The organism is Thalassolituus sp. UBA675 (assembly GCF_002297765.1).
In the GTDB taxonomy this organism is placed as follows: domain Bacteria; phylum Pseudomonadota; class Gammaproteobacteria; order Pseudomonadales; family Oceanobacteraceae; genus Thalassolituus.
In genome coordinates this window covers 39,343-60,662 of record NZ_DBNJ01000018.1, presented here as the reverse complement: position 1 = coordinate 60,662, position 21,320 = coordinate 39,343, and the positions used below count along the sequence as shown (strand labels likewise).

Annotated in this window: 18 protein-coding genes; 3 read left to right on the top strand and 15 right to left on the bottom strand. The window is 51.6% G+C overall.

Features of this window, described 5'->3' with window-relative positions; genetic code table 11:
* Positions 1-96: 96 nt before the first annotated feature.
* The 8 genes from murB to B3007_RS07915 are packed head-to-tail and all read right to left on the bottom strand — an operon-like array spanning position 97 to position 7,954.
* A complete protein-coding gene (murB, locus tag B3007_RS07950; RefSeq protein ID WP_301378626.1) occupies positions 97-1,122 on the bottom strand; it encodes a UDP-N-acetylmuramate dehydrogenase in 1,026 nt (341 codons plus the stop codon).
* Positions 1,122-1,607, bottom strand: a complete 486-nt coding sequence (locus tag B3007_RS07945; protein WP_068434726.1) for a low molecular weight protein-tyrosine-phosphatase — start codon at positions 1,605-1,607, stop codon at positions 1,122-1,124. The genes murB and B3007_RS07945 overlap by 1 nt, the downstream gene beginning before the upstream one ends.
* Positions 1,604-1,813 carry a Trm112 family protein gene (locus tag B3007_RS07940; RefSeq protein ID WP_301378624.1) on the bottom strand — a complete coding sequence of 70 codons (210 nt, stop codon included), beginning with the start codon at positions 1,811-1,813 and terminating at the stop codon, positions 1,604-1,606. The genes B3007_RS07945 and B3007_RS07940 overlap by 4 nt, the downstream gene beginning before the upstream one ends.
* Complete coding sequence (gene lpxK, locus B3007_RS07935) at positions 1,806-2,765, bottom strand: tetraacyldisaccharide 4'-kinase (protein WP_301378622.1); 960 nt, start codon at positions 2,763-2,765, stop codon at positions 1,806-1,808. The genes B3007_RS07940 and lpxK overlap by 8 nt, the downstream gene beginning before the upstream one ends.
* A 2-nt stretch (positions 2,766-2,767) precedes the next feature.
* Positions 2,768-4,513 (bottom strand): lipid A export permease/ATP-binding protein MsbA, encoded by a 1,746-nt coding sequence (gene msbA / locus B3007_RS07930; protein WP_301378619.1) that lies wholly within the window; start codon positions 4,511-4,513, stop codon positions 2,768-2,770.
* Between the two features lie 4 nt (positions 4,514-4,517).
* A complete protein-coding gene (locus B3007_RS07925; protein ID WP_076517940.1) occupies positions 4,518-4,940 on the bottom strand; it encodes an ExbD/TolR family protein in 423 nt (140 codons plus the stop codon).
* Positions 4,937-5,572 (bottom strand): MotA/TolQ/ExbB proton channel family protein, encoded by a 636-nt coding sequence (locus B3007_RS07920; protein WP_068444293.1) that lies wholly within the window; start codon positions 5,570-5,572, stop codon positions 4,937-4,939. The genes B3007_RS07925 and B3007_RS07920 overlap by 4 nt, the downstream gene beginning before the upstream one ends.
* Positions 5,573-5,605: 33 nt before the next feature.
* Positions 5,606-7,954 (bottom strand): DNA internalization-related competence protein ComEC/Rec2, encoded by a 2,349-nt coding sequence (locus B3007_RS07915; protein WP_301378615.1) that lies wholly within the window; start codon positions 7,952-7,954, stop codon positions 5,606-5,608.
* Positions 7,955-8,011: 57 nt separating this feature from the next.
* Between B3007_RS07915 and B3007_RS07910 the strand changes: the two genes are divergently transcribed.
* Complete coding sequence (locus B3007_RS07910; protein ID WP_273088158.1) at positions 8,012-8,548, top strand: DUF2062 domain-containing protein; 537 nt, start codon at positions 8,012-8,014, stop codon at positions 8,546-8,548.
* Here the strand turns inward: B3007_RS07910 and B3007_RS07905 are convergent.
* Both B3007_RS07905 and B3007_RS07900 read right to left on the bottom strand, forming a co-directional pair.
* On the bottom strand, positions 8,536-9,216 hold the full coding sequence (locus tag B3007_RS07905) for an ABC transporter ATP-binding protein (protein ID WP_301378612.1): 681 nt from the start codon (positions 9,214-9,216) through the stop codon (positions 8,536-8,538). The two genes, B3007_RS07910 and B3007_RS07905, sit on opposite strands and share 13 nt — an antisense overlap.
* Positions 9,209-10,450: a lipoprotein-releasing ABC transporter permease subunit gene (locus tag B3007_RS07900; protein WP_068444281.1), complete on the bottom strand. Its 1,242-nt coding sequence runs from the start codon at positions 10,448-10,450 to the stop codon at positions 9,209-9,211. Before B3007_RS07900 ends, B3007_RS07905 begins: the two co-directional genes overlap by 8 nt.
* Before the next feature lie 199 nt (positions 10,451-10,649).
* Here B3007_RS07900 and B3007_RS07895 point away from each other — a divergent pair, with 199 nt between their 5' ends.
* Positions 10,650-11,279 carry a hypothetical protein gene (locus tag B3007_RS07895; RefSeq protein ID WP_297532524.1) on the top strand — a complete coding sequence of 210 codons (630 nt, stop codon included), beginning with the start codon at positions 10,650-10,652 and terminating at the stop codon, positions 11,277-11,279.
* A gap of 189 nt (positions 11,280-11,468) precedes the next feature.
* Positions 11,469-12,740: an alpha/beta fold hydrolase gene (locus tag B3007_RS07890; RefSeq protein ID WP_301378610.1), complete on the top strand. Its 1,272-nt coding sequence runs from the start codon at positions 11,469-11,471 to the stop codon at positions 12,738-12,740.
* Positions 12,741-12,832: 92 nt separating this feature from the next.
* Here the strand turns inward: B3007_RS07890 and dinG are convergent, their stop codons facing one another.
* The 5 genes from dinG to B3007_RS07865 all read right to left on the bottom strand — a co-directional run bounded on the left by dinG (position 12,833) and on the right by B3007_RS07865 (position 21,276).
* The gene (gene dinG / locus B3007_RS07885; RefSeq protein ID WP_301378608.1) at positions 12,833-14,923 is read right to left on the bottom strand and encodes an ATP-dependent DNA helicase DinG; all 2,091 of its coding nucleotides are present in this window, start codon (positions 14,921-14,923) and stop codon (positions 12,833-12,835) included.
* A complete protein-coding gene (locus B3007_RS07880) occupies positions 14,923-15,585 on the bottom strand; it encodes a general secretion pathway protein GspB (RefSeq protein WP_068444275.1) in 663 nt (220 codons plus the stop codon). Before B3007_RS07880 ends, dinG begins: the two co-directional genes overlap by 1 nt.
* 1 nt (position 15,586) lies before the next feature.
* Positions 15,587-17,047: an ExeA family protein gene (locus B3007_RS07875; protein WP_301378605.1), complete on the bottom strand. Its 1,461-nt coding sequence runs from the start codon at positions 17,045-17,047 to the stop codon at positions 15,587-15,589.
* A gap of 88 nt (positions 17,048-17,135) precedes the next feature.
* Complete coding sequence (locus B3007_RS07870) at positions 17,136-18,221, bottom strand: hypothetical protein (protein ID WP_301378604.1); 1,086 nt, start codon at positions 18,219-18,221, stop codon at positions 17,136-17,138.
* On the bottom strand, positions 18,214-21,276 hold the full coding sequence (locus B3007_RS07865) for a hypothetical protein (protein WP_301378602.1): 3,063 nt from the start codon (positions 21,274-21,276) through the stop codon (positions 18,214-18,216). Before B3007_RS07865 ends, B3007_RS07870 begins: the two co-directional genes overlap by 8 nt.
* Between the last annotated feature and the right edge of the window lie 44 nt (positions 21,277-21,320).

Below are 21,320 nucleotides of genomic sequence, written 5' to 3'. Positions count from 1 at the left end.
CCAGTAACCAGAGACTTTGATGTAGTTCCTCGACCAGTGCAAATCGTCCGCGATGTGGGCCGCACCTTGATATTCTGAATAAACTGAGCCGAAACCTCAGTCAGTAAAGAGTTGCGGCTCAGGTTCGAGGTGGACACCAAAGCGTGATTCGACTTCTGTCTGCACCAGGCTTTGCAAGCGGGCGACATCCTGTAGCTCAGCCTCCCCCGGAGCGGTCAGCACGAGCGCTTGTTTTTCATACATGGCAACGGGCCCGTACGCTTTGCCTTTAAAGCCACACTGCTCAATTAACCAGCCTGCCGCCAACTTAGCACTCTGGGGAGCACTATGAACCGGATAAACAGGCAGTGTTGGGTGCAGGTTTTTGAGGTCGTCGGCGGTCTCAGTACTGACAATCGGATTTTTAAAAAAGGAGCCAGCATTAGGAATCAGCCCAGGATCTGGCAGTTTTGCAGACCGGACGCCGACCACAAAATCGATCAAATCCTGAGCAGACAAGGCATTTGGTTCAAGTGAATTAAGCGGCGCATATTCAAGATTTGGCGAAAAGAACTTATTCAATCGGAACCTGACACTACAAATAACAAAATTATTTTTCAGGCGATTTTTAAAAACAGAATCCCGATAGGAAAAATCGCAATCTGCTTTTTCAATTGTCAGCATACGCTGTTCTGCAATACTGAACCCAGTCACAGAGACAAGAAGGTCTGACACCTCAACACCATAAGCACCGATGTTCTGCACGGGCGAGGCGCCGACCGAACCTGGAATCAGTGCAAGATTCTCAAGGCCATGGCCATACTGAATGCTTTCTACCACCCAGTCGTGCCAGCACTTCCCGGCCGCCACATCTATAACGACTGAGTTTTCATCTTCAGAAACGACCGATACCGTTTCATCTTTTGACTGAATAACGAGCCCCGGAACGAACTCAGGCATAAGGACATTGCTTCCCCCGCCGAGGACGCGGATCGCAAGGCTTTTCTGCTCTGCCCAGTGAACAAGCTCCGCAAGTTCATCACTTGAGGTAAATGTTGCGAAGTACTCCGCACACGAAGCCAGCCTGAGCGTATTTTTATCGTGGAGTGAATAGTGTTCAGAAATGACCGGCATCTGAGACATCAGGCATCCATCTTCTGCCGGATGTCGGCCAACAAGCCGTCACAGGCGTCTTCAACCAGATCAAGAACATGACGAAATCCTGCCTCACCACCGTAATAGGGATCAGGCACTTCATGTTCGTCAAAGCTGCGTCCAAATGCACGCAGAAACAGTTTGGGCTCAGTGCCCTGACTTCCATTACTGGCATAGAGCGCTTTCAGATCGTCGAGGTTTGATCGATCCATTGCCAGAACATAATCGAAAGTTTCAAAATCTTCTGCAGAAACCTGGCGTGCACGCTGGTCTGAAATATCAACGCCCCGCGCGAGTGCCGCCTGCTGAGAGCGCGGGTCTGGCGTTTTACCGATATGCCACCCTGCTGTTCCCGCAGAGTCGACAAAGACCTGATCATTCAGCCCCTCACTCTCCAGCAGCCCGAGCATGACGCCGTGCGCCGTTGGAGAGCGACAGATATTGCCGAGGCAAACAAACAGTACCCGGATCATTCCGCTGGTTTCACCGCTTTGGCTTTCTCAAGCTTTTCTTCTTCGCCCATCTTACGAGCTTCGCCTTCCAGCATTACCGGCACGCCATCCTGAATCGGATACGCTAAACCATCGAACGTACACAGAAGCTCCTGAGCTTCACGGTCGTACTTCAATTTGCCTTTACACTCAGGGCATACCAGCATGCTCAGTAATTTTTTATCCATGACGGATTGCTCCCAATCTTTTCAATAACTGCGAAATGTTTTCTTCGGCGGTTTCCGACGGTACGGCGCTCACCCGAAGGAATCCAGAATTTGGTAGTTCAAAGTGACGACATTTTACCCAGTCTTTCTCTGTCATGACGACGGGCAAATCATCATTAAACACAAGGTCTTCTCTTACAAACGCGTGATGATCCGAAAATGCATGCTCTACAACATCAGCGCCTAACTGCCGGAGCGTGGTAAAAAAGCGCGCTGGGTTTCCGATACCAGCAACAGCGTGAACACGCCTGCCCTTCAGGCTCTGAGGCGACAGCTCAACCGAACCAACGAAATAACCAGTCGGCTGCACCGTGAAGTCAACGCCATTTACCAGGTGCAGATCACACGTATCGATACGGGATATGGGCTCACGCAGAGGCCCAACCGGCAACTGCCAGCCATTACCAAATCCGCGCGTCGCATCACTGACAACAATTTCGGCGTCTCTGGCCATCGCATAATGCTGCAGGCCATCGTCTGACAGAATCAGATCTACTTTATCTTTTAACGCCTTTACCGCACGGGCTCGCTGAGGGTCAACAACCACCGGGAGCCCCAGCCCTGCGAGCAAAGCAGGCTCATCACCCGACTGCGCGACAGGTGTATCTGTATCAACCACCAGAGGGTATTGCTCTGCACGACCGCCGTACCCGCGAGACACGACACCGACGCGAATTCCCTGCTTTGCGGCGAGCTCGGCGAGCAAGGTGATCAACGGCGTTTTTCCGGTTCCGCCGATGGCAATATTGCCAACAACGAGTACCGGCGTGTCTGCCGGACTGGCAGGGAAAATCTGATATTTAACACGCCGAAGCGCACTTACCAGAACAAACAGACACCAGAGCGGCAGCAACCAAAGATTTCCCAGCGCACTGCCGTACCAGTTTTTCTCTATACGGGCCGCCAACCCCACGATCACTCTTCCTCTGCAAATTGCAGCTGATGAAGCTGAGCGTAGGCGCCCTGCTGATTAAGAAGCTCCTGATGCGGGCCAGATTCAACAACCTGTCCATCATCAATCACAACGATCGTGTCGACATTTTCAATGGTGCTCAGACGATGAGCGATAACCAATGTGGTACGGCCCTTCATAACTTCTCCCATCGCCGCCTGGATGTGTCGCTCAGACTCTGTATCCAGGGCCGAGGTGGCTTCATCCAGAATAAGAATTGGGGCATTTTTAAGAATGGCCCGTGCGATTGCCAAGCGCTGACGCTGACCGCCCGAGAGCATGACGCCATTCTCGCCCACCTGAGTGTCATACCCTTCAGGGAGTTTCTCAATAAATTCGTGCGCATGTGCGGCTTTCGCTGCTTCAATAACGGCTTCGTCGCTTGCATCGGCAAGACTGCCGTAAGCAATATTTTCGCGAATACTGCAATTAAACAGGGTCACACTCTGTGACACGATCGCGATCTGTTCTCTCAATGAGTTAAGCGTCAGCTCATTGATTGGGTGGCCATCAATGCTGATGCTGCCCGACGTTAACTCGTAAAAGCGCGGTAGCAGATTCACCAGGGTGGTTTTACCGCTGCCAGAGCGACCGACAAACGCGACCGAAGTACCGGCTTTGATATTCAGGTTGATACCTTTAATAGCATCCGTTTCTGCTTGAGCATAACGGAAACGAGCCTCTTTAAACTCGACCGCGCCGGTGCTTTTCCCTAATTCTTTTGTGCCGGTATCCTTCTCAGTTTCAGTATCCAGCACACTAAATACAGACTCAGCAGCGGTAACGCCTTTCTGAATAACTGAATTGACATCGGTTAGCGCACGAAGAGGTTTAGCGATCAGAGACGCAGCAGTAATAAACTGGAGAAATTCACCTGCGTCCATGGTGCCACTAGCCACACGCTGAAACATCAGATAAATCATAACACCCAGACCCGTAGCAATAACCTGCTGAGACAGAGGGACGTTGATCGCATTCGTTAACGCGAATTTCATCACCTGCTTACGGTTTTCATTGCTTGCCTTCAGAAACCGCTGTTCCTCAACCGAGGTGGCATCATAGGTGCGAACCTCACGGTAACCGCTGATCGATTCGTTGGTAACCTGAGTTACCTGGCCCATGGATTTCTGGATGCGACGACTGTAACGGCGGAAAAATTTACTTGCTAAAGAAACGAGACCACCAATCACTGGAATAACGACAAGAAAGATCGCCGTCAGAGTGTAGTCCAGCCAGATCAGATACCCCATCAGAAGAGTCACTGTGAGACCTTCCTGAACCACCGTCGTCAACGCTTTGGTGCTGGCGCCGTTGACCTGTTCGACATCAAAAATAACCCGTGATATTACGCGCCCACTGGATTCATTATCATAATATTGGCTGGGCAGACGCAGCATACGATTGAACAGCTGGGTACGCAGTGCATGCACAATTTCACGCCCAACCAAGGCCGTAAAATACTTACCAAGAAAGGTACCGATACCACGAAAGAGGTAAACAGCAAAGAGCGCAGATACCAGAAGGAAAATATTCTCCTGCGTTGGCTCATTCAGGGTTTCTTCAACAACACCCATTAAATGAGCAAGCGCTGGAGCAGAAGCCGCAAACATGGCAAAACCGATGATACTCAGCAAAAAGTACCACTTCTGCGGCCCGAGGTAGGTCAGCAGGCGCTTATAAATAGCGCCTGCAGTTGCTTCAGTAGACATAGTTTCAGTCACCACCGGCAGATTTGCGTGTGGTAATGCTGAGGTTGATCAACCCCAACTGACCTGCCGCATCCATGGCGCGCACAACAGATTCATGGGACGTTCTGGCATCCGCTGAAATAACCACGGGAGCGATTTCACGTCCGTCTAAGATTTTTTCAATGGCACGTTTAAGAGTTTCTACCTTGGTATTCACCAGAGGTTGGCCATCAATACTGTACTCTCCGCTCTCTGAAATCAGGATCTCAATCGCTTTCGGCGGTTGGCCTGTCTCTTCCGAGCTGGACTCCGGCAAGCTGATGCTGAGATGATTTTCTTTCGTGAATGTCGTCGACACCATAAAGAAAATCAGCAACAGGAATACGATATCAATCAGAGGCGTCAGATTAACTGTTACCTCTTCTTTCGACTGACGACGAAAATTCACCCAGCGTTCTCCGGAGCGTCTGCTACTTCACGCTCACCGTGAAGTACATCAACGAGTTTCAGCGCTTCCTGCTCCATGTAAACGACAATTTCGTCGACACGGCGTTGCAGTATGCGATGACAAATAAGCGCCGGAATCGCAACAACCAGACCTGCTGCCGTGGTGATCAGAGCTTCCGAAATACCACCTGCCAGCAAATTAGCCTGACCAGTACCCTGAGCCATAATTTCAGCAAAGACCTTAATCATACCGATCACTGTACCGAGCAGGCCCATCAGCGGTGCGACGGCTGCGACAGTACCAAGAGCATTAAGATAGCGCTCCATTTCATGGATCTCGTGCGAAGCCACCTCTTCAATGCTCTCTTTCATGATCTGGCGACCATGTCGGGAGTTGATCAAACCGGCTGCTAAGACGTTACCTAACGGACTGGAATCTTTCAGAGACCGGATTTTCGCCGAGTCTAACTGTTTATTTTTCATCCAACCCCAAACCTGCGACAGCAGATTAGGCGGCGCAATTTTACCCGGACGTAGCGTCCAGAAACGTTCTACGGTAATCGCGAGTGCCAATACAGAGGCGATGATAATTGGCACCATCATCCAACCACCACTCTGGATGATCTCAAGCATGTCCAGCGTCTCCTGCCAGTTTTTGTTTGCGCGCTACTCTAGCACATGGCCGTGAAGTGAAAAATCCCTTTCCGCGTCTGGCGGCGCGTGCCATCGCGGCATCCACTGGGCGCGCATGAGTTTTATCTGTCCTTCTGGTGTTAATTCGATCAACCCAGACGTTGCTGTATTCACGTAAGGCAGCCCTTCCCGAACTATGCGGCCTATTACATCAGGGTGAGGATGATTGAAGCGATTGCGATAACCCGCACTGAAAACCACTACCTGAGGATCGACTGCTTTCAGCCACATCGAGCTGGTACTGCTGTTGCTTCCGTGATGACCCGCGATCAGGATATCGGACTTTAGCCGCTCAGCGTCGCCCACAATTAAAGCCCGCTCAACCTTCGAATCAGCATCCCCAGGGATCAGGATGCTATACCCTGACCAGTGCAAACGGACCATGCAACTCTGGTTATTGTCGCCATCCCTCACGCCCTCAGGAACTGGGACAAATTCGATGCGAAGATTTGCGCCAGAGACAATATGCGCTTGGTTATCTATCGAGCTTAGAGAATGGCAGTTGATCTGCTGCTTTAAATCTTGAAGCTGCTGCCCAACATAGAATCGCCCAACTGAAACAGCTTCCAGAATATCCCGAGTGCCCCCGGAGTGGTCATTATCCGAGTGAGAAACAATAAGAACGTCCAGATGATCGATTCCTTTCTGACGCATCAAAGGAAGAACAGCGGCGCTCGCTACCGAAAAGGAATCAGAATACGCAGGGCCTGTATCGATCAGTACCGACGTTACACCATCGCTGGCGAGTATCGCCTGCCCCTGCCCGCTATCTACAACCCATACGCCAGAAGCCTGAGAACCGATGCCACCGGAGGTAAAGAACATCAGTCCGTATATTGCAGATACACAGGCAGGAAGCGCCCACGATCGACCCGCCCAGATCCACGCTAAGACAGCGACTGCAAGTACCCCCAGTGTTGAATTGCCATGCAAGTTCAACGACGGCAATTCAGGCAGACCGTCGAGCAAGCCCCAGAACAAGCTAACAGAGAAAGACAGAGCCGGGTCAGCCCATGACATCAATTGCGAGGCACTCAAGAGTGATAGCGGGAGGATTATCAGAGTCACGAGCGGTATGGCAAAGAAATTAGCGATCAGGTGGCCCAGCGTCACCTCCTGACCGAAATAGAGCATAACCGGCAACATAGCGAACAGAATCAGAAGCTGAGGAGTTAGCAGTGCAGAAACACGCGTCGAACGTCGTCCTTCAAAGAAGAACACCAACGCTGCAACCGCACAAAATGAATACCAGAATCCCGCCTGGGTCCAGCTGAGGGGGTTAATGATCATGATAACCAGCGCCGCCATAAGCAACAAAGACGCGCGTCGTACTCGCATTGGTAGCTTCCAGATGGCCAGGGCGACGGCAAACATAAACCACGCTCTGATTAAGGAAATCCCCGAGCCCGCCAGCAGCACGTACGCGGCTGTCACCACAAGTGCGCAGGCGACAGGCAAAGCACGAAGTCCTGCAATCGATCGCTTAACAAGGAGTAGCTCAGAGAACAGTATCAACAACCGAGCGACCAAGGCCCCAAGAAACAACGCCATCGCTCCGATCATGCTGACGTGCAGCCCACTGACGACCAGCAGATGAAGCGTGCCGCTGTCCCTCACCCTCCGCCATTGCTCACCTGAAAAAGCAGCCTTATCTCCGAACACCAGTCCCTTAACCCAGGCAGATGATTCCGGCGTCAAGCCAGCCAACGCAACCTGCTTTATCTTATCCGCCAGATCAGAACCGAGCAGGACGCCGGGCGCTACACTCTCTACCTGCTCGCCGCGAGTCAGGTAGCCAGTCGCATCGATCTTCTGGAACATCATACTGGCGACATAGTCGTAGCTGAGACCATTGGCATAGCTGCGTGGCGGCTTAAGTCGGGCAGTGCCCTTCAGACAGGCTCCTGTCATCAGCCAATCCGGCGCATCAAACCAACTTACCCGCACAGAGCGGAGGCCATGTATTGAGAGCGAATTGGCGTGTAGTTCGAGAAGAAACCTGGCCCGGGATCTTGAAGCTGAGAGGTTCTGTCGATCAACCTCGCCGACAATGCAGCCTGTGACAGAGACATCCTGACCGTATAAAACATCAGGCAAGCGGTGCCCAAGCTGGGCATCGGTAAATCCACTCCCCCATAGCAGTGACAAAGCGAGAGCGCCGGACGTAAGAATAACTTTCAGGCCAGAATTGCGAGCCCTGACAATGACAACCATTGCCAGAGAGCAACTCACAATGGCAACAGATATCAAGGCTGCCGATGACATTGGTATGAGTGTCCCTGCAAGCAAAGCCGCAAGGCATCCCAGAAGGGTCAGATTCATTGCCACTCCATGGCGTAATGTGCATAATTCAGCCGCGATCAATGAACGGCGACCAGCATGCCCAAAAAGCTTTTAAAACGATTTTTCCCGTCGCCGGAACAGGTCCAGCGAAAACGCTCCCTGCGTTTCCTGTCACCACTTTTCAGCAAGCCCAACCTCTGGCACGTTAACCGCCGAGCTGTGGCCCGCGCTTTCCTGATCGGTGTATTTACTGCGTTTCTACCACTGCCCTTTCAGATGGGGATCGCGGCATTTCTCGCTTTCTACATCAATGCGAATGTGCCGATCTCTATCGGCCTTGTCTGGATCAGCAATCCAGTCACTATTCCACCGATCTTTTACGCAACTTACTTGCTTGGCGCTCAGATTCTGAACGCAGATCCGCTGGACTTTAACATCGAATTATCAATCGACTGGGTTCTGAATAATCTGGCCGATTTCTGGGCGCCGCTCTTTGTCGGCTCACTGGTCGCAGGCATTTTTCTGAGCGTTATCGCCTACTTTGCGATCCATCTGGTATGGAGACGCCATGTCAGCAAGGCATGGGCAAAACGCAAGCGCCTGCGGCAGCAAAGAGCGCTTCAGTCAGACTGAAGGCGCCCTTCTATCAGGTGATACACCCGATTCATTCTGCGAGCCAGAGCCTGATCATGCGTCACCGTGATAAACGCGGTTTCGGCATCCGTACGTAGCTCTGCCATCAATTGCTCAACCTCTGACGCCGTTCCCTGATCCAGGTTTCCTGTTGGCTCGTCCATCAGGACGAGCTTCGGACGCGTCACGAGTGCCCGGGCAATGGCTGTCCGCTGTCGTTCACCACCAGACAACTCTGAAGGTTTGTGAACAACACGACTTCCAAGGCGCAGTCTCTCAAGGCTATCCGTTGCCCGGCGCTTAGCTTCAGTGCGCGACACACCACCAAGCAGTAGTGGCATCATCACATTCTCGAGCGCTGAAAACTCAGGCAACAGATGATGAAACTGATATACAAAACCTACATCCTGATTACGCAGTTTCGTCTTTTCGTGCTCGGTGAGCTGACTTAACTTACGCCCGCAGATCTGAACGTCCCCCGCATCCATATCATCCAGACCACCAAGAACGTTCAGAAGTGACGTCTTGCCTGAGCCCGACGCCCCCACGATAGCAACAGAATCACCGGCATCCACCGTCAGGTCGACATCCTCCCAGACCGTAACCGCCTGTGGACCACTGGTGTAGGTCTTTTTAAGGCCTTCAGCGACAAGGATTGGATTACTCATAACGCAGGGCCTCCGCAGGCTGGACGCGCGACGCCCGGTAAGATGGGTACAGGGTAGCGAGGAAGCTGATAGTCAGCGATGCAGACACAACGATCAGAACATCAGACAGCTTCAGCTGACTCGGCAAGTACGAAATAAAGTAAACATCCGCATTCAGAATCTGGAACTGAAATAGCCTTTCCAGAGCCGCAATCAGATCTGAGATGGTCAATGCACCAATAATCCCGAGCGTTGTACCAAGCAGAACCCCTACTACGCCAATCGACAGGCCCTGCACCATAAAGATGCCCATAATGGTACGAGGGGTGGCGCCCATGGTGCGCAGGATCGCGATGTCCGCCTGTTTGTCGGTCACCACCATGATCAGTGTGGAGATAATATTGAAGGCTGCAACCGCAACAATCATCAGCAATAGCAGTCCGATCATGGTCTTCTCCATACGAATCGCCTGGAAGAGGTTGCCGTGTGTACGGGTCCAGTCGGTACCACTGTAGCGGCCATCCAGCTGCCCGACGATTTCCCAGATACCTGCTGGTGCATCAAACAGATCATCAAAGCGTATGCGCAGAGACTGAACCTCTGCGTCAATGCGACCCAGTTTGCGGGCATCATCAATATTGATAACAGCAAGATTCGAGTCCAGCTCAGCTCCGACTGAAAATATCCCTGTGACAGTGACGCGCTTAATACGCGGGAGAACACCCGCTGGAGACAACGTCGCCTCGGGCAACATCATGGTGATTTTATCGCCCATGCCTACTTTCAGGTGCCTCGCGAGAAGCTCACCGATCACTACGCCGAACTCACCCGGCTGCAGCGACTCAAGCTCACCTTCTGTCATATGCTGAGGAAGGATAGATACACGCTCTTCGACGCCGGGCTCAATGCCGGTGATCATTACCCCCTGCACCCGACCGCCATAACCAAGCATCCCCTGGAGCCGGGTTAGAGGTGCTGCCGCGGCAACGCCCGGCAGGCCCTCAACACGCGTTGCCAGAACTTCCCAGTCCTCAATGCCTCCATATTTATAGAGCACTGCATGAGGCACCATACCGAGGATGCGTTCCCTCAACTCACGGTCGAAGCCATTCATCACGGAGAGAACGAGGATCAGAACCGCCACACCGAGCGTCATGCCGATCATCGATGACATTGATATAAAAGAAATAAAGTGATTTCTGCGTTTCGCGGCCAGATAACGCAGGCCAATCCAGAGGGGGATATTGGCTCTCATAGGGACTACAACCAGTGATAATAAAGCGTGCGCGCAAGTGTGCCCTAAGTTGTACCCGTGTTCCAGCTTACAGAGAGCTTACCGTTCAGATTCAATTGTTAACTGAAAGGCCTGAAATGCGGCACTGCTGACGCTAATGTACGCTTGTAACTCTGCGGCATTCCTCTAGGATTAGTAAAACATCAATGGGAGTCTCATCATGAAAGATATCAATAACTTCTCAGTCCTCGCCGGCGCCGTGCTGAGCCTCTCTATCGCTGCATCTCCTCTCACATTCGCCGAAATCACCGAAATTCCGGCTGAAGAGATGACCGAGTCCTACATCCGCGATACCACCGTGATTGTGCGCAAGAAGGCGCCTACTCAACAGAATGAGCGTCGCAGCATTATTCGTGTATCGCCACTTGAAGACGACTTTTCTGAGGGCGAATCCACGTCGCAGTCCACGATTGATATGCGTGAGCAGTATGAGGCGATACCTTATGACATGACGGCTCAGTCAGAATATGAGTTCGCGCGTATTTCTCAGACGATTCCTGATACGCCTATTTATGATCACGACAAGTTCGTTAATGAGACGAGACTTCGCGATGCACTGGGGCTCGACGAAGGCACTCCGATCGATTACGAAAACCTGAGTCTTTCAAACGCGGTGTACCCAGACGGTGCGGTCCCACCATCCGAGCTTGCTATCAACCCGTATTCATTCGAAATCGTTATTCCGAACGCCGGGAACCTGGCGCCAGAATCGCACTCTACTCCTAACGGAGATTTTGATATTGACGTGACGCCTGACGAGATCCGGTTTCAATTTAATTCGCCACGTTAAGAAATGTGACGAGAGCAACAATTTTTTTTCACCGACCCACTCGACTCGCGTTACATTTTTTAAAATAACCATATAAATCAATAAGTTATAAAGACTTCAATGTAACGTAAAGAAAACATACAAGTGTGGCATTCTGTCTATAAGTGCGATAGAGTGATCACACTATAAGAATAAAGAGTCGACACCATCATGCAGTTTGCCAACTACTCCCCAGCAGCGTTAAAGCAAGCACCAAACATCCAGATGATTGGTGACTATAAGGTTGAGTTTGTTGCCTACGAAAGTGAGGGCAACATGGATAAGGCGCCAGTCATGTTTCTTGGTGGTGCTTTCCAGAGCTTTTCTTCGTTCCGTAACGAAGTTGAGCAAATGCTTGAGCACTGCCCTGTTATCCTTGCAGACTTCCCTTCTCAGGGTGGCAACGACCAGCTTGCGCCTGAACTCGATATGGAAGACTTCGCAGACCTGATCGCGGGTTTCCTGACGTCACAGGGTGTAAGCAAGGTTCAACTGATGGGTGTGAGCTATGGCTCTGCAATGGCGACTCTTTTCGCATCTGCTTACCCGCAGATGATCGACCGTCTTCTTATTTCCGGTATCACCTGCTTCCGTCGCGAAAGCCTGATCACACTGCTCGAAGATTCTCTCAAGCTACTCGACAACGGCGACATGGATGCCTTTGCAACCACAGCCGTCTGCAACCTGATCAATCACAACCGTATGGAAGACACTCAGATCGGCGCAACCTATCGTCGCCTTCTGTTCCGTCAGATTGCTCGTCTGAATGATAATGAGCGTCAGCGTTACGCTCAGAACACACGCCGACTGCTGCGTTTCCAGGGCTTTAAGTCGTTCCCGACCTGCGAAACCCTGATTGCGACTGGCGAGTTCGATAATTTCACCCTGCCGCAGGAAAACGCTGCGGTAGCACGTCAGTGCGTTAACGGTAAGTTTGCCGTTATCCGCAATGCCGATCACCTGGCACAGTTCGAACAGAAATCTGCTTCAATGGAAGTCGTATGTCGCTTCATGAGCGGCCAGTCACTCGAAGGTATCCAGGGCGTCGACCTGTATGACCCACAAGCGTACGACTTCGCCAACCAGCGCCTGCAAGCTCGCCTGCGCCCAATGGAGCAGCCGTATAGCCTTCACGACAAGGCCACTGGCAAAGAACACACCGTACGCATCAGCAACATTAACTTCAGCGGTTGCGAAATTGAGCAGATCAACATGGATATGACGCTGAACGAGTCGTCTGATCAGCTCTGGCTGGAAATTCCAGAAACGGGTCACACTTACCATGTTCGTGTTCTGGATAAAGACAAAAAATCATTGCGTTGCCTGCTGATGCAGCGCGAAATGAAAGGTGCAGAAGCCCTTTTGAACTACCTCCAGGACCACCTGCTTATGGTCCGTGAAGATCAACCAACAGTTGAGGAAGTAGCAGGCCAGCTGGCCTGAGACTGAGTGCACGGCAGGACTGCCAGATACACAGCCCGCTTCGGCGGGTTTTTTATTGCCTGAAATCCGAACTGCAGGAACTGAAGCGTGAGTCACACTCGCCGGAACGGAGGCAGAGAATCAAGTAATAACTGCCCGTATCGGGAAGACACCAATCTCTTATCGAGAATACTGACTTTGCCGTGATCGGATTCCTTACGGATCAGTCGGCCGCATGCCTGGATAAGCCGTATAGACGCCGCTGGTAGCGTTAACTCCATAAAAGGATTGCGCCCCCGGCTCTCCATCCACTCCGATATGGCAGACTGGATAGGATCATCTGGTACCGCAAACGGAATCTTAACGATCACAACATGAGTTACGTACTCACCGGGTAAGTCGATCCCCTCGGCAAAGGATGCCAGTCCGAAGATCACATTTCCTTTCCCGTTATCAATGCGTTCCTTGTGACGACGTACGATTTCACTTTTGGGCAGGTAACCCTGACACAGGAGGTGTTCGTACCAGTCGCGAATAAAATAGTCTCTCGTCGCTTCTAGCTGTGCACGCGAACTAAAGAGCACAAGAGTGGCCTCATCTGGGTTCACGGCCTCTTTCAACCAATTCTGAACGTCACTTTCAAACGCTTCGCTCTTCGGGTCTGAAGCCAGCTGGACAACTTCGAGCTGGCCGAGTTCTGGATAATTAAACGGACTCGCGACCCGCTCGTAGACCGCCCAGTCTGGCAGGCCGGCTTCCCATTTCAGCGAGTTGAAACTGTTCAACGCTGTGAGCGTTGCCGAGGTGACAACGGCACCGTAACAGCGGTTCCATAGGTTCCTGCGCAACTGCGCTGCCACTGAAATTGGCGACGCCGACAGTGAAATATCCCAATCATCACCGTACGGACGCTTACTAAGCCACCGGGCCACAGGCAATTCGCCTTCTGCCTCTTCCGCCGCTATCCACGACAGCGCCTCTGACAGCTCTTCTGCGCGAGCTAGCATAATACCGACTGGCGCCTGCCAGGCCTCGGCAACCTCACGCTGAAAGTCTCCAGTCTCATTCGGATCGAGAGACTTCTGCAGCATATCCGACATTTTGTCGAGGCAATGAACTACGGGCTGCAAGGGGGCCTTCATTGTCTGTAAAAGCTCGCGTAGCGATTCGGGTAACACACCAAATTCAAACCGCTGACGATCTCTGTCCTGCATCAAGTCCATCACGAGTGGCCAGACAAGGCTCGCGCTCTGGGACAACGCCTGAAGATTCGCCGGCATCTCTTGCAGCGAATGCATTAACCCTACGGGCATTCCGGCATCAGCAATAAATTGTTCGATGACTTTTTCCAGCTGTTTCAGCCATTGGCGTGTTGAGCGCACGCCAAATTCCAGCCGGAAGTGGTTCAGTGCTTTATCGGCGAGGTGATGCCCTTCATCAAACACATAAATGGTTTTCTCAGGCGCCGGCAAAATAGCACCACCACCAAGCGAAAGATCCGCAAGCACCAAGTCGTGGTTAGCGACGATGACATCTGCGTCTTCCATGGCGCTTCGCGCCTTGTAAAAAGCGCAGTTCTGAAAATGCGGGCAACGACGGTTCGAGCATTCCCGGTGAGTCGCCGTCAGGTGGGACCATTGTTTATGCTCAATTTCATCATCCCAGCGATCCCGATCTCCATCCCAATCACCGCTGCCGTATTTCATCAGCATCTTTTCGTAGAGCTCGCGGTCCTGCTCTTCGGGTGTCTGTTCGAACAGATCGACCGTAGACAGAATGCCGGAGAGTTGCTGCAAGGCTTTATCCAGCTTCGCCAGGCACAGGTAACGACCTCGCCCTTTTGCCAATGCAAAATTAAACGGTAGAGAGAGGTGTTTTTTCAGTGCAGGCAAATCCTTATCAAGGATCTGCTCCTGAAGGGCAACGGTTGCCGTCGAGACCAGTAGTTTACGTTCTCGTTCTATAGCTACTGGCAGAGAAGCGATAAGGTAAGCCAGAGTCTTACCAGTGCCGGTCCCCGCCTCTACGACTGCAATTCCGGCGTCGTTGTCACGCTCGTCTTTTTCGCCTTCATGAATCGAGCCCAGGGCTTTCGCGATTTCTGCAATCATGACGCGCTGGCCATAGCGTGGACGTAATTCCAGTGCTTTGATCGCTTCGCGGTAGAGCGACTGAATGCGCTCTTTAGTTTCTTTTTGCAGCATCAGCGAATAGCCTTCCATCCGCGCGTACGACCAATCACTACAGGCCACCCGGAAACGTCGAGCAGAATGCCGTCGCGCGTAATCTCCTGCAGAACTACACCGTCCACCAATTGCTCACCTTCTCGCCAGAGACGGTCGTTCATGGTCACTGTTCGCTTAGCTGGCACGGAACTGAACGTATGCCCCGTAATATTCAGATCCGGAATTCGCTCCAATGCTTCGAACGGTGCTCGCGCTTCTTTAAGAGGCGCTTTTGGCTCAACGTCGCTTTGTTCCGCCTCAATATCCTCAATTGCACTTTCTGCTACCACGATTTGAGTTGCAGAAAGCTCTGCCGTCGTCATAACCGCTGCAGGTTCTGAGTCCGTTTCAGAAAGCGAAGTCTCTTCGGCAGCCGATGGTGTAGCGCCCTGCTTGTCAGCGGGCGAAAAATAAAAGGCTGTAGCGATAGCACCTAAGATAAGCACAACGGCCAGAGCGGCAGAAATTCCCATGCGAGCAGAAGTATTACTGTCCGTATTACGTTGCTGCTCGTGCTCTGAAGCCACTTTTCCAGTCTCAGCAGATTCTGAGATCAGGCCCTTTTTAGGCGGCATTTGGGCCGGGTTGCGCTCATCCCGCTCTTGTTCGGATTTCTTCAATGCATCGAGGATGTATGACATGCTATTGCCTCGCCTGCAGATACATCAGGGTTTTCGGCCCAATAATCCGATCTGCTTTTAAACCTTCAGCGATCTGAAATTCAGCAACTGCTCGTTCTAGCAATGGGTCGTAAAATTCCGGGTTGACCTCAACCTGAACACCACCCGGCCCGATACTGGTCCACTCCTTATCCCAGCCAGCGCCGAGACGCGAGCGCACCCAACGAATCACTGGAGCTGTTTCCCCTGGCTTTACAGCACTGGTGTAGTCGGCAGGCGCCTGCCATAAAATCACAGCCTCACCAGCATACCCACGCTCGTATTCTTCAAGGTCATACCATTCTGCTTCTGCACCCCCGCTCCCCACTCTGACGACCGTGATCTGATTCAGCTCGCGCAATTCAGAGATATCCCAGTCGACCGGAATACACCGCCAACCTGAAGAGTCACAATTCGCGGCGCCCTCAGTGCGGGAGGCCTCAAGTACGGCATACGGATCACTGCGGTCTAATGAGACCGTCTTAAGTGCAGGAATATTCTGGTACGCAATCACACCCGCAAAGACAAACACAGCAGCCGCGCAGAAAGCGAGTGCACTTTTTAATATGTATTTGCCTGAGGTCTCTGCAATGCCAGCCGCCCCTTTTCCTACATGAACTTGAGGAACTGCATCATAATCTGCCCCAAGCACTTCAATAATCGCCTGACTTGCGATATCCGAACTGACCAGGTGACTGCCCGTGGCATAAGCACCCAATAGCGCTCTATCGCAAATACTGTTAATCAGGCGTGGAGTTCCCTCACTGGCCCGCCAGATAGTCTCGATCGCGGCAGGATCAAATAACATCTGATTCCCGCCAGCGCAGACCAGGCGGTGCTCAACGTATTCGGAGGTTTCGGTCAGACTCAGCAAATCGAGGTGATAACGAGCAGTAATGCGCTGATTCAGCTGGCGTAGATCATGACGCTTAAGCAGATCGCGAAGCTCTGGCTGCCCTACCAGAACGAGTGTCAGTAGCTTTTCCCGGTCTGTTTCCAGATTAGTCAGCAGGCGAACCTGCTCCAATAGCGCGACAGGCATGGACTGGGCTTCGTCGATCACGCAAATAATACGCTGATGTTTCCCGTAGAAGCTCACCAGTGCTTCATTGATCGATGCGTAAACTTCCTTGAGCGTTGCGCTTCTTTCATAGGCGATGCCAAGGTCATCGCAGATGCTTTGCATTAACTCTATAGGCGAGAGCTGCGGATTGAATATATATGCAACATGATCACCTTCTGGGATAGACGCCATAAGCGCCCGGCACAGTGTCGTTTTACCCGTACCCACTTCGCCAGTAAGGCAGATAAGCCCGCCCTGATCCGTCAGGGCATAGCTCAGATGTGCCAACGCTTCCTGATGCCCAGGTGAAGGGTACAGAAAATCCGGATCCGGAGAGATGGTAAATGGCAGTTTGTCTAAGCCGAAGTACTCAAGGTACATGCTGCATCCTGTCTGATTGATGCCGGCATGATACCGGAATTGCACGTCTGACGCAGTGGTGACTTAGCCTGAAATCGCCGGCATCAGCTTACCAGCGATACTGATACGACAACCCTATACGGGCATCGCGGACTTGTTTGATATTAAGATCATCTACGATGTAGCTGGCTGAGAGCCCCCGCCAGTATATAGCAGCACCGAGCTGACGCTTCGACGTTCCAACAATACCCACCTCACCATTACCAAAAGGATATCGTTTTTCGACAGATAGGTTCCGGTAAACGTCATGCCAGTAGTACTGAACGTATACATCGAGCGGCTTATAAACCCCGTTCGCGATTACGGTAGACTTAATCGATGTTTCCAGTGTCTGCGGGTTATCGTCGCCACTGGCAGCTCCTCCACTCGAACAGACTGGATTAGTAACTTCACCGACTTCTGCGCATATAGAACGATGTCCTGAGTTACCCATATCGAGAAGATTCCAGAGATCTTTCACTTGCAGAGCAAGTTCCAGCTCATCCGTGGGGGCCCAGGTTCCTGAAAGAGATGCACTGTAACCAAACCACTCCTGAGATGCAGTGCCTTGCGGGTCTTCATATTCAGGAAGCGTATCGAAAGAAGGAAAGCGATACTCGTCAAAATAGTACGACAGGCTTGCCGAGAAATTAGAGCCCTCGTCAGCAAAGCTTCTCCCAACAAACGAACCAAACTGATAATGAATCAGCTTGTACACCATAAAAGCGGGTGACACCGTCCAGTTCTTACCCTCAAAGTGATAGGAACCACCAATACCGCGAGCCTGAAATACCTTGGCCACCAGATTAAGGTCTCTATCCTGCTGGGTTTCTATTCCAAACTCGGCGTCCAGGTAGACCGCTGTTGTGTCAGGAGAAAACTTAAGAGAATAGAACCAGCGACGCTCCGCATTCAACGTGAAGTTCCGGTAAGACGCCGATGCTGCGAGACTCATATCCGCATACGCGTACTCGCCGGTATCAGCGTCCTGCTCCCAGCCTTCGATCATCTGATCAATCGGAACGGGCTCAGAGCTTGCCTCAGCGGACAACGCGAAGCGGACCTCGCCTAAGTGCTCCTCAGACTGCCCTGCTGTCGCATCAGCAATATTCGCTATTGCGATAGCAGAAGACAGCAGTATGACCTTCTTAATCACCAATAATCATCCAGGTGCCATCAACGAAACGGGCGACAAATACGTTCTCGCGCTCTTCGCGAATTGTGCCTACGAGTGCACCACGTACCGTCAGATAGGCGACTGCTTCGCAGCCATCATTTGAATCTGCATCTGTTGGCGCTGCTGCTGACAATTTATCGCGGTCGTTAAAGCCGCAGGCCGTTTCATCGTTGCCTTGCGTGTATTCCGTACGAGTAGCTATTTGAGCAAGAACCGATTGATCAGTACCACCCATAGATACGTTTGAGCGGGAAATCAACCAGTAACCACGTTCGACTTCGATGGTTTTCAGTCCGCCTTCCCCATCACTGATCTGCTCTTCCGAGACGGCCAATTCGAGATAAAAGCCCTGTGCATCTCCGCCAGCAACAACACCTAACTGGTTGCTGATATTTTCATAAGTTTCCTCGGAGCCGAAGCCGTACGAGGCACTCAATGCGAACTCGTCCTCAACCTGTCGTTCAAGCGCTAGCTCGAAGATAACAGGAATCAGCGCTTCGTCTTCTGGGTCTTTGAGGTAACTTTCTGCAACGGCAGTAAGACGATCTATCCCCAGCTCTATATCATCATAGAAGGTACCGCTGAACGGCCCATACTCTACGCCTTCTGTCAGACCCTGATACTCAGTACCAGATACAATTGCAGACGTAGACAAATCGATTTCATATATCCCGTTGCCAGGCACGCTGTATCTGGATAAAACATTATTTTCGAAATTTCTCTCGAGAAGCTCATCAAGGGTTACTTCTCCGGCCAGCTCAATAACTGTATCGCAACTCTGCTCAACTCTTTCATCATCCCCGTCCATATCGACATCCACCCAGGATACGTTACAGGATTCGGAACGGGTCGTATTGGTACTAGAGTCGTAGGGGTACAACTTGATCCGACTAATGAAGTCCCTCCCACGAAGCTCTTCATCAAAATATTCTATAACCCGACCATCCGATAAGACGGTCTGGTCGCGATACAGGCTTTCAACGAGATCTGTAATTTCCGTCGGAGCATCTGGACGCCCAAGGAAAAACTCATGGGTAGCAGGCCATTTACTGGTTGGGTAATACGATGAAGAATTCGTCGTTCTGAGCTGAACGTTCAGATCAGTCCTGTTTTCTGCATCCGGTTCCAGCGTGGACCTTGCACGGACGACAAATGTAACTGGGTTATACCTGGTCTGGGAGGCATCATCGAGCGGGTCTTTGACCCCTACCAGGTTGGCCTCAATGAGCGCGTTGAATTCATGTTCACCATTATCGCCCGCCTGGGCGCCATCGATATTGCCTTCAAACCTGACCAACGGCCAGACAATCGCAATCTGCGTTGGCGCAACGTGTGAAGGATCTGAGTCATCCAGAAATGATCCAGCAGGAGGCGACGCGTAGCTATCCTCATAAAACACCCGAACATAAGGACGAGTAGTGATGCTTCCGTCAGAGATGGCCTCCGTGTACCAGTAAAGCTTTTTACCATTACCTAGTGCCAAAGCATTCTTAATTTCGGCTGGAATAGCATCAACCCCCTCATCAGGGTTATCAGCCGACTCTATTTCGAAATCAAACACATTATAGAGCCCGGCATCCGCATCCGTGGTTTCAATCGGGCGCATAACAAGCCGAAGTGAACCGTCAATAAGTACACGGTCACTAGGAAGCCCTGCCGAATCGCTCTCATCAGTTTCGATGGCGAACCCCACTGGCGGGGTGCAATCACCCTCTCCGAACTCACAACGAGCAAGGATCTCAGCACCTTCCAATATTTCATTGAGAACACCAGTAGGCCCAAATGCCAGGTCTGCCACTGTGTTCAGCGCTGTTTCATGCGCCAGATAATATGAATCAACGCGACGTCCATGAACAGGATCGATGAAGCTGGGCTGATTTTCATCATAGCCCCAGAAATTCTTCACTGCCGCAGTAAGGTCCGTCAGAAAATATTTGCTGTTTTCTATTGCAGTACGCCAACCCGCTAACCTGGCTGGCACATCGACATCTACCGATGTTTCAACGTCCTCTCTCATAGAGGCTGCGACGCCGTCGAGCCGTTCGAGAGCTGTGACTGCACCAGCAGGGACTCTGGCACCAAGCCCGTTAAAGTAATTGATGTTATCCCGGAGTATTGTGCTGGCCGCAGAGAAAATCTTGAACTTAGTTACAACATCCGAGGCGTTACTTTTTTTCTCCAACAACTGCCCGCGCCGATCAATTACATCACCGGTAATTTCACCCAGTTTCGTTACGAAGTCGGTGTTAGCCGAATCAGCGAGATACGGCAAAGCAGCAATTAACGCACCGTAATAGACCCCTTCGACCAGAGCGTCACCTGAAACTGTCTCAACTTGCGTAATCTGACTGGGGGCAACTACAGGCGACGAAATAATATCCGTCAGACCGAAGAGCTCAGAGACATGAAGATTGGCCAACTCCATCGTGTATTGGTTATACACACCTGTTTTCGCTTTCTCGATGTCATCCAACACAGCCTGATTGATGTCCGCCCGGTCGTCTGCAGAAAGGCCGTTCGTGACTGCGTCGATATAAACCGTTCTGGCCATACTGCTTGCAATATCAGTAATCCAGTTGACATTGACCGTCATGCCGTCGAGCAATTCACCGACGCCAGCCCGGACATCCAGATCATCTGGAAGCGGAACATATTTCCCGTAAGCGAGCGAGTCGCACCCCTGTACTCGCTCACAGCGATAGAACACATCCCCGTTGTCCGTATTCGCGATAAAGATAAACGATCCTGATACGTCTTCGGCCTCTGCCGTCAGCTCGTAAGTACCCGTTTGAGAAGACTGCGAAGCTGCACCATCGTATACAAGATTACCGCTATCGTTTTCTATGAGCGTCGGGCCACCCTCATAGTTGATCGGTGTTGCACTGATTCGGCTACCCCAGGTCGCCGTCCCTATTCGACCGCTAATACCATAAGTCTCCTCTTCACCGCTGACGGTGCGGGTAGAACTGGAGTTCCCTGAACAGGCCTGAAGGAGCACGCCGATAAGGATTACTGAGGTAAGCTTATGAACCATCTTCTTATTACTCTTATTCTGTTCTATGTCATTCTACGTTTGGA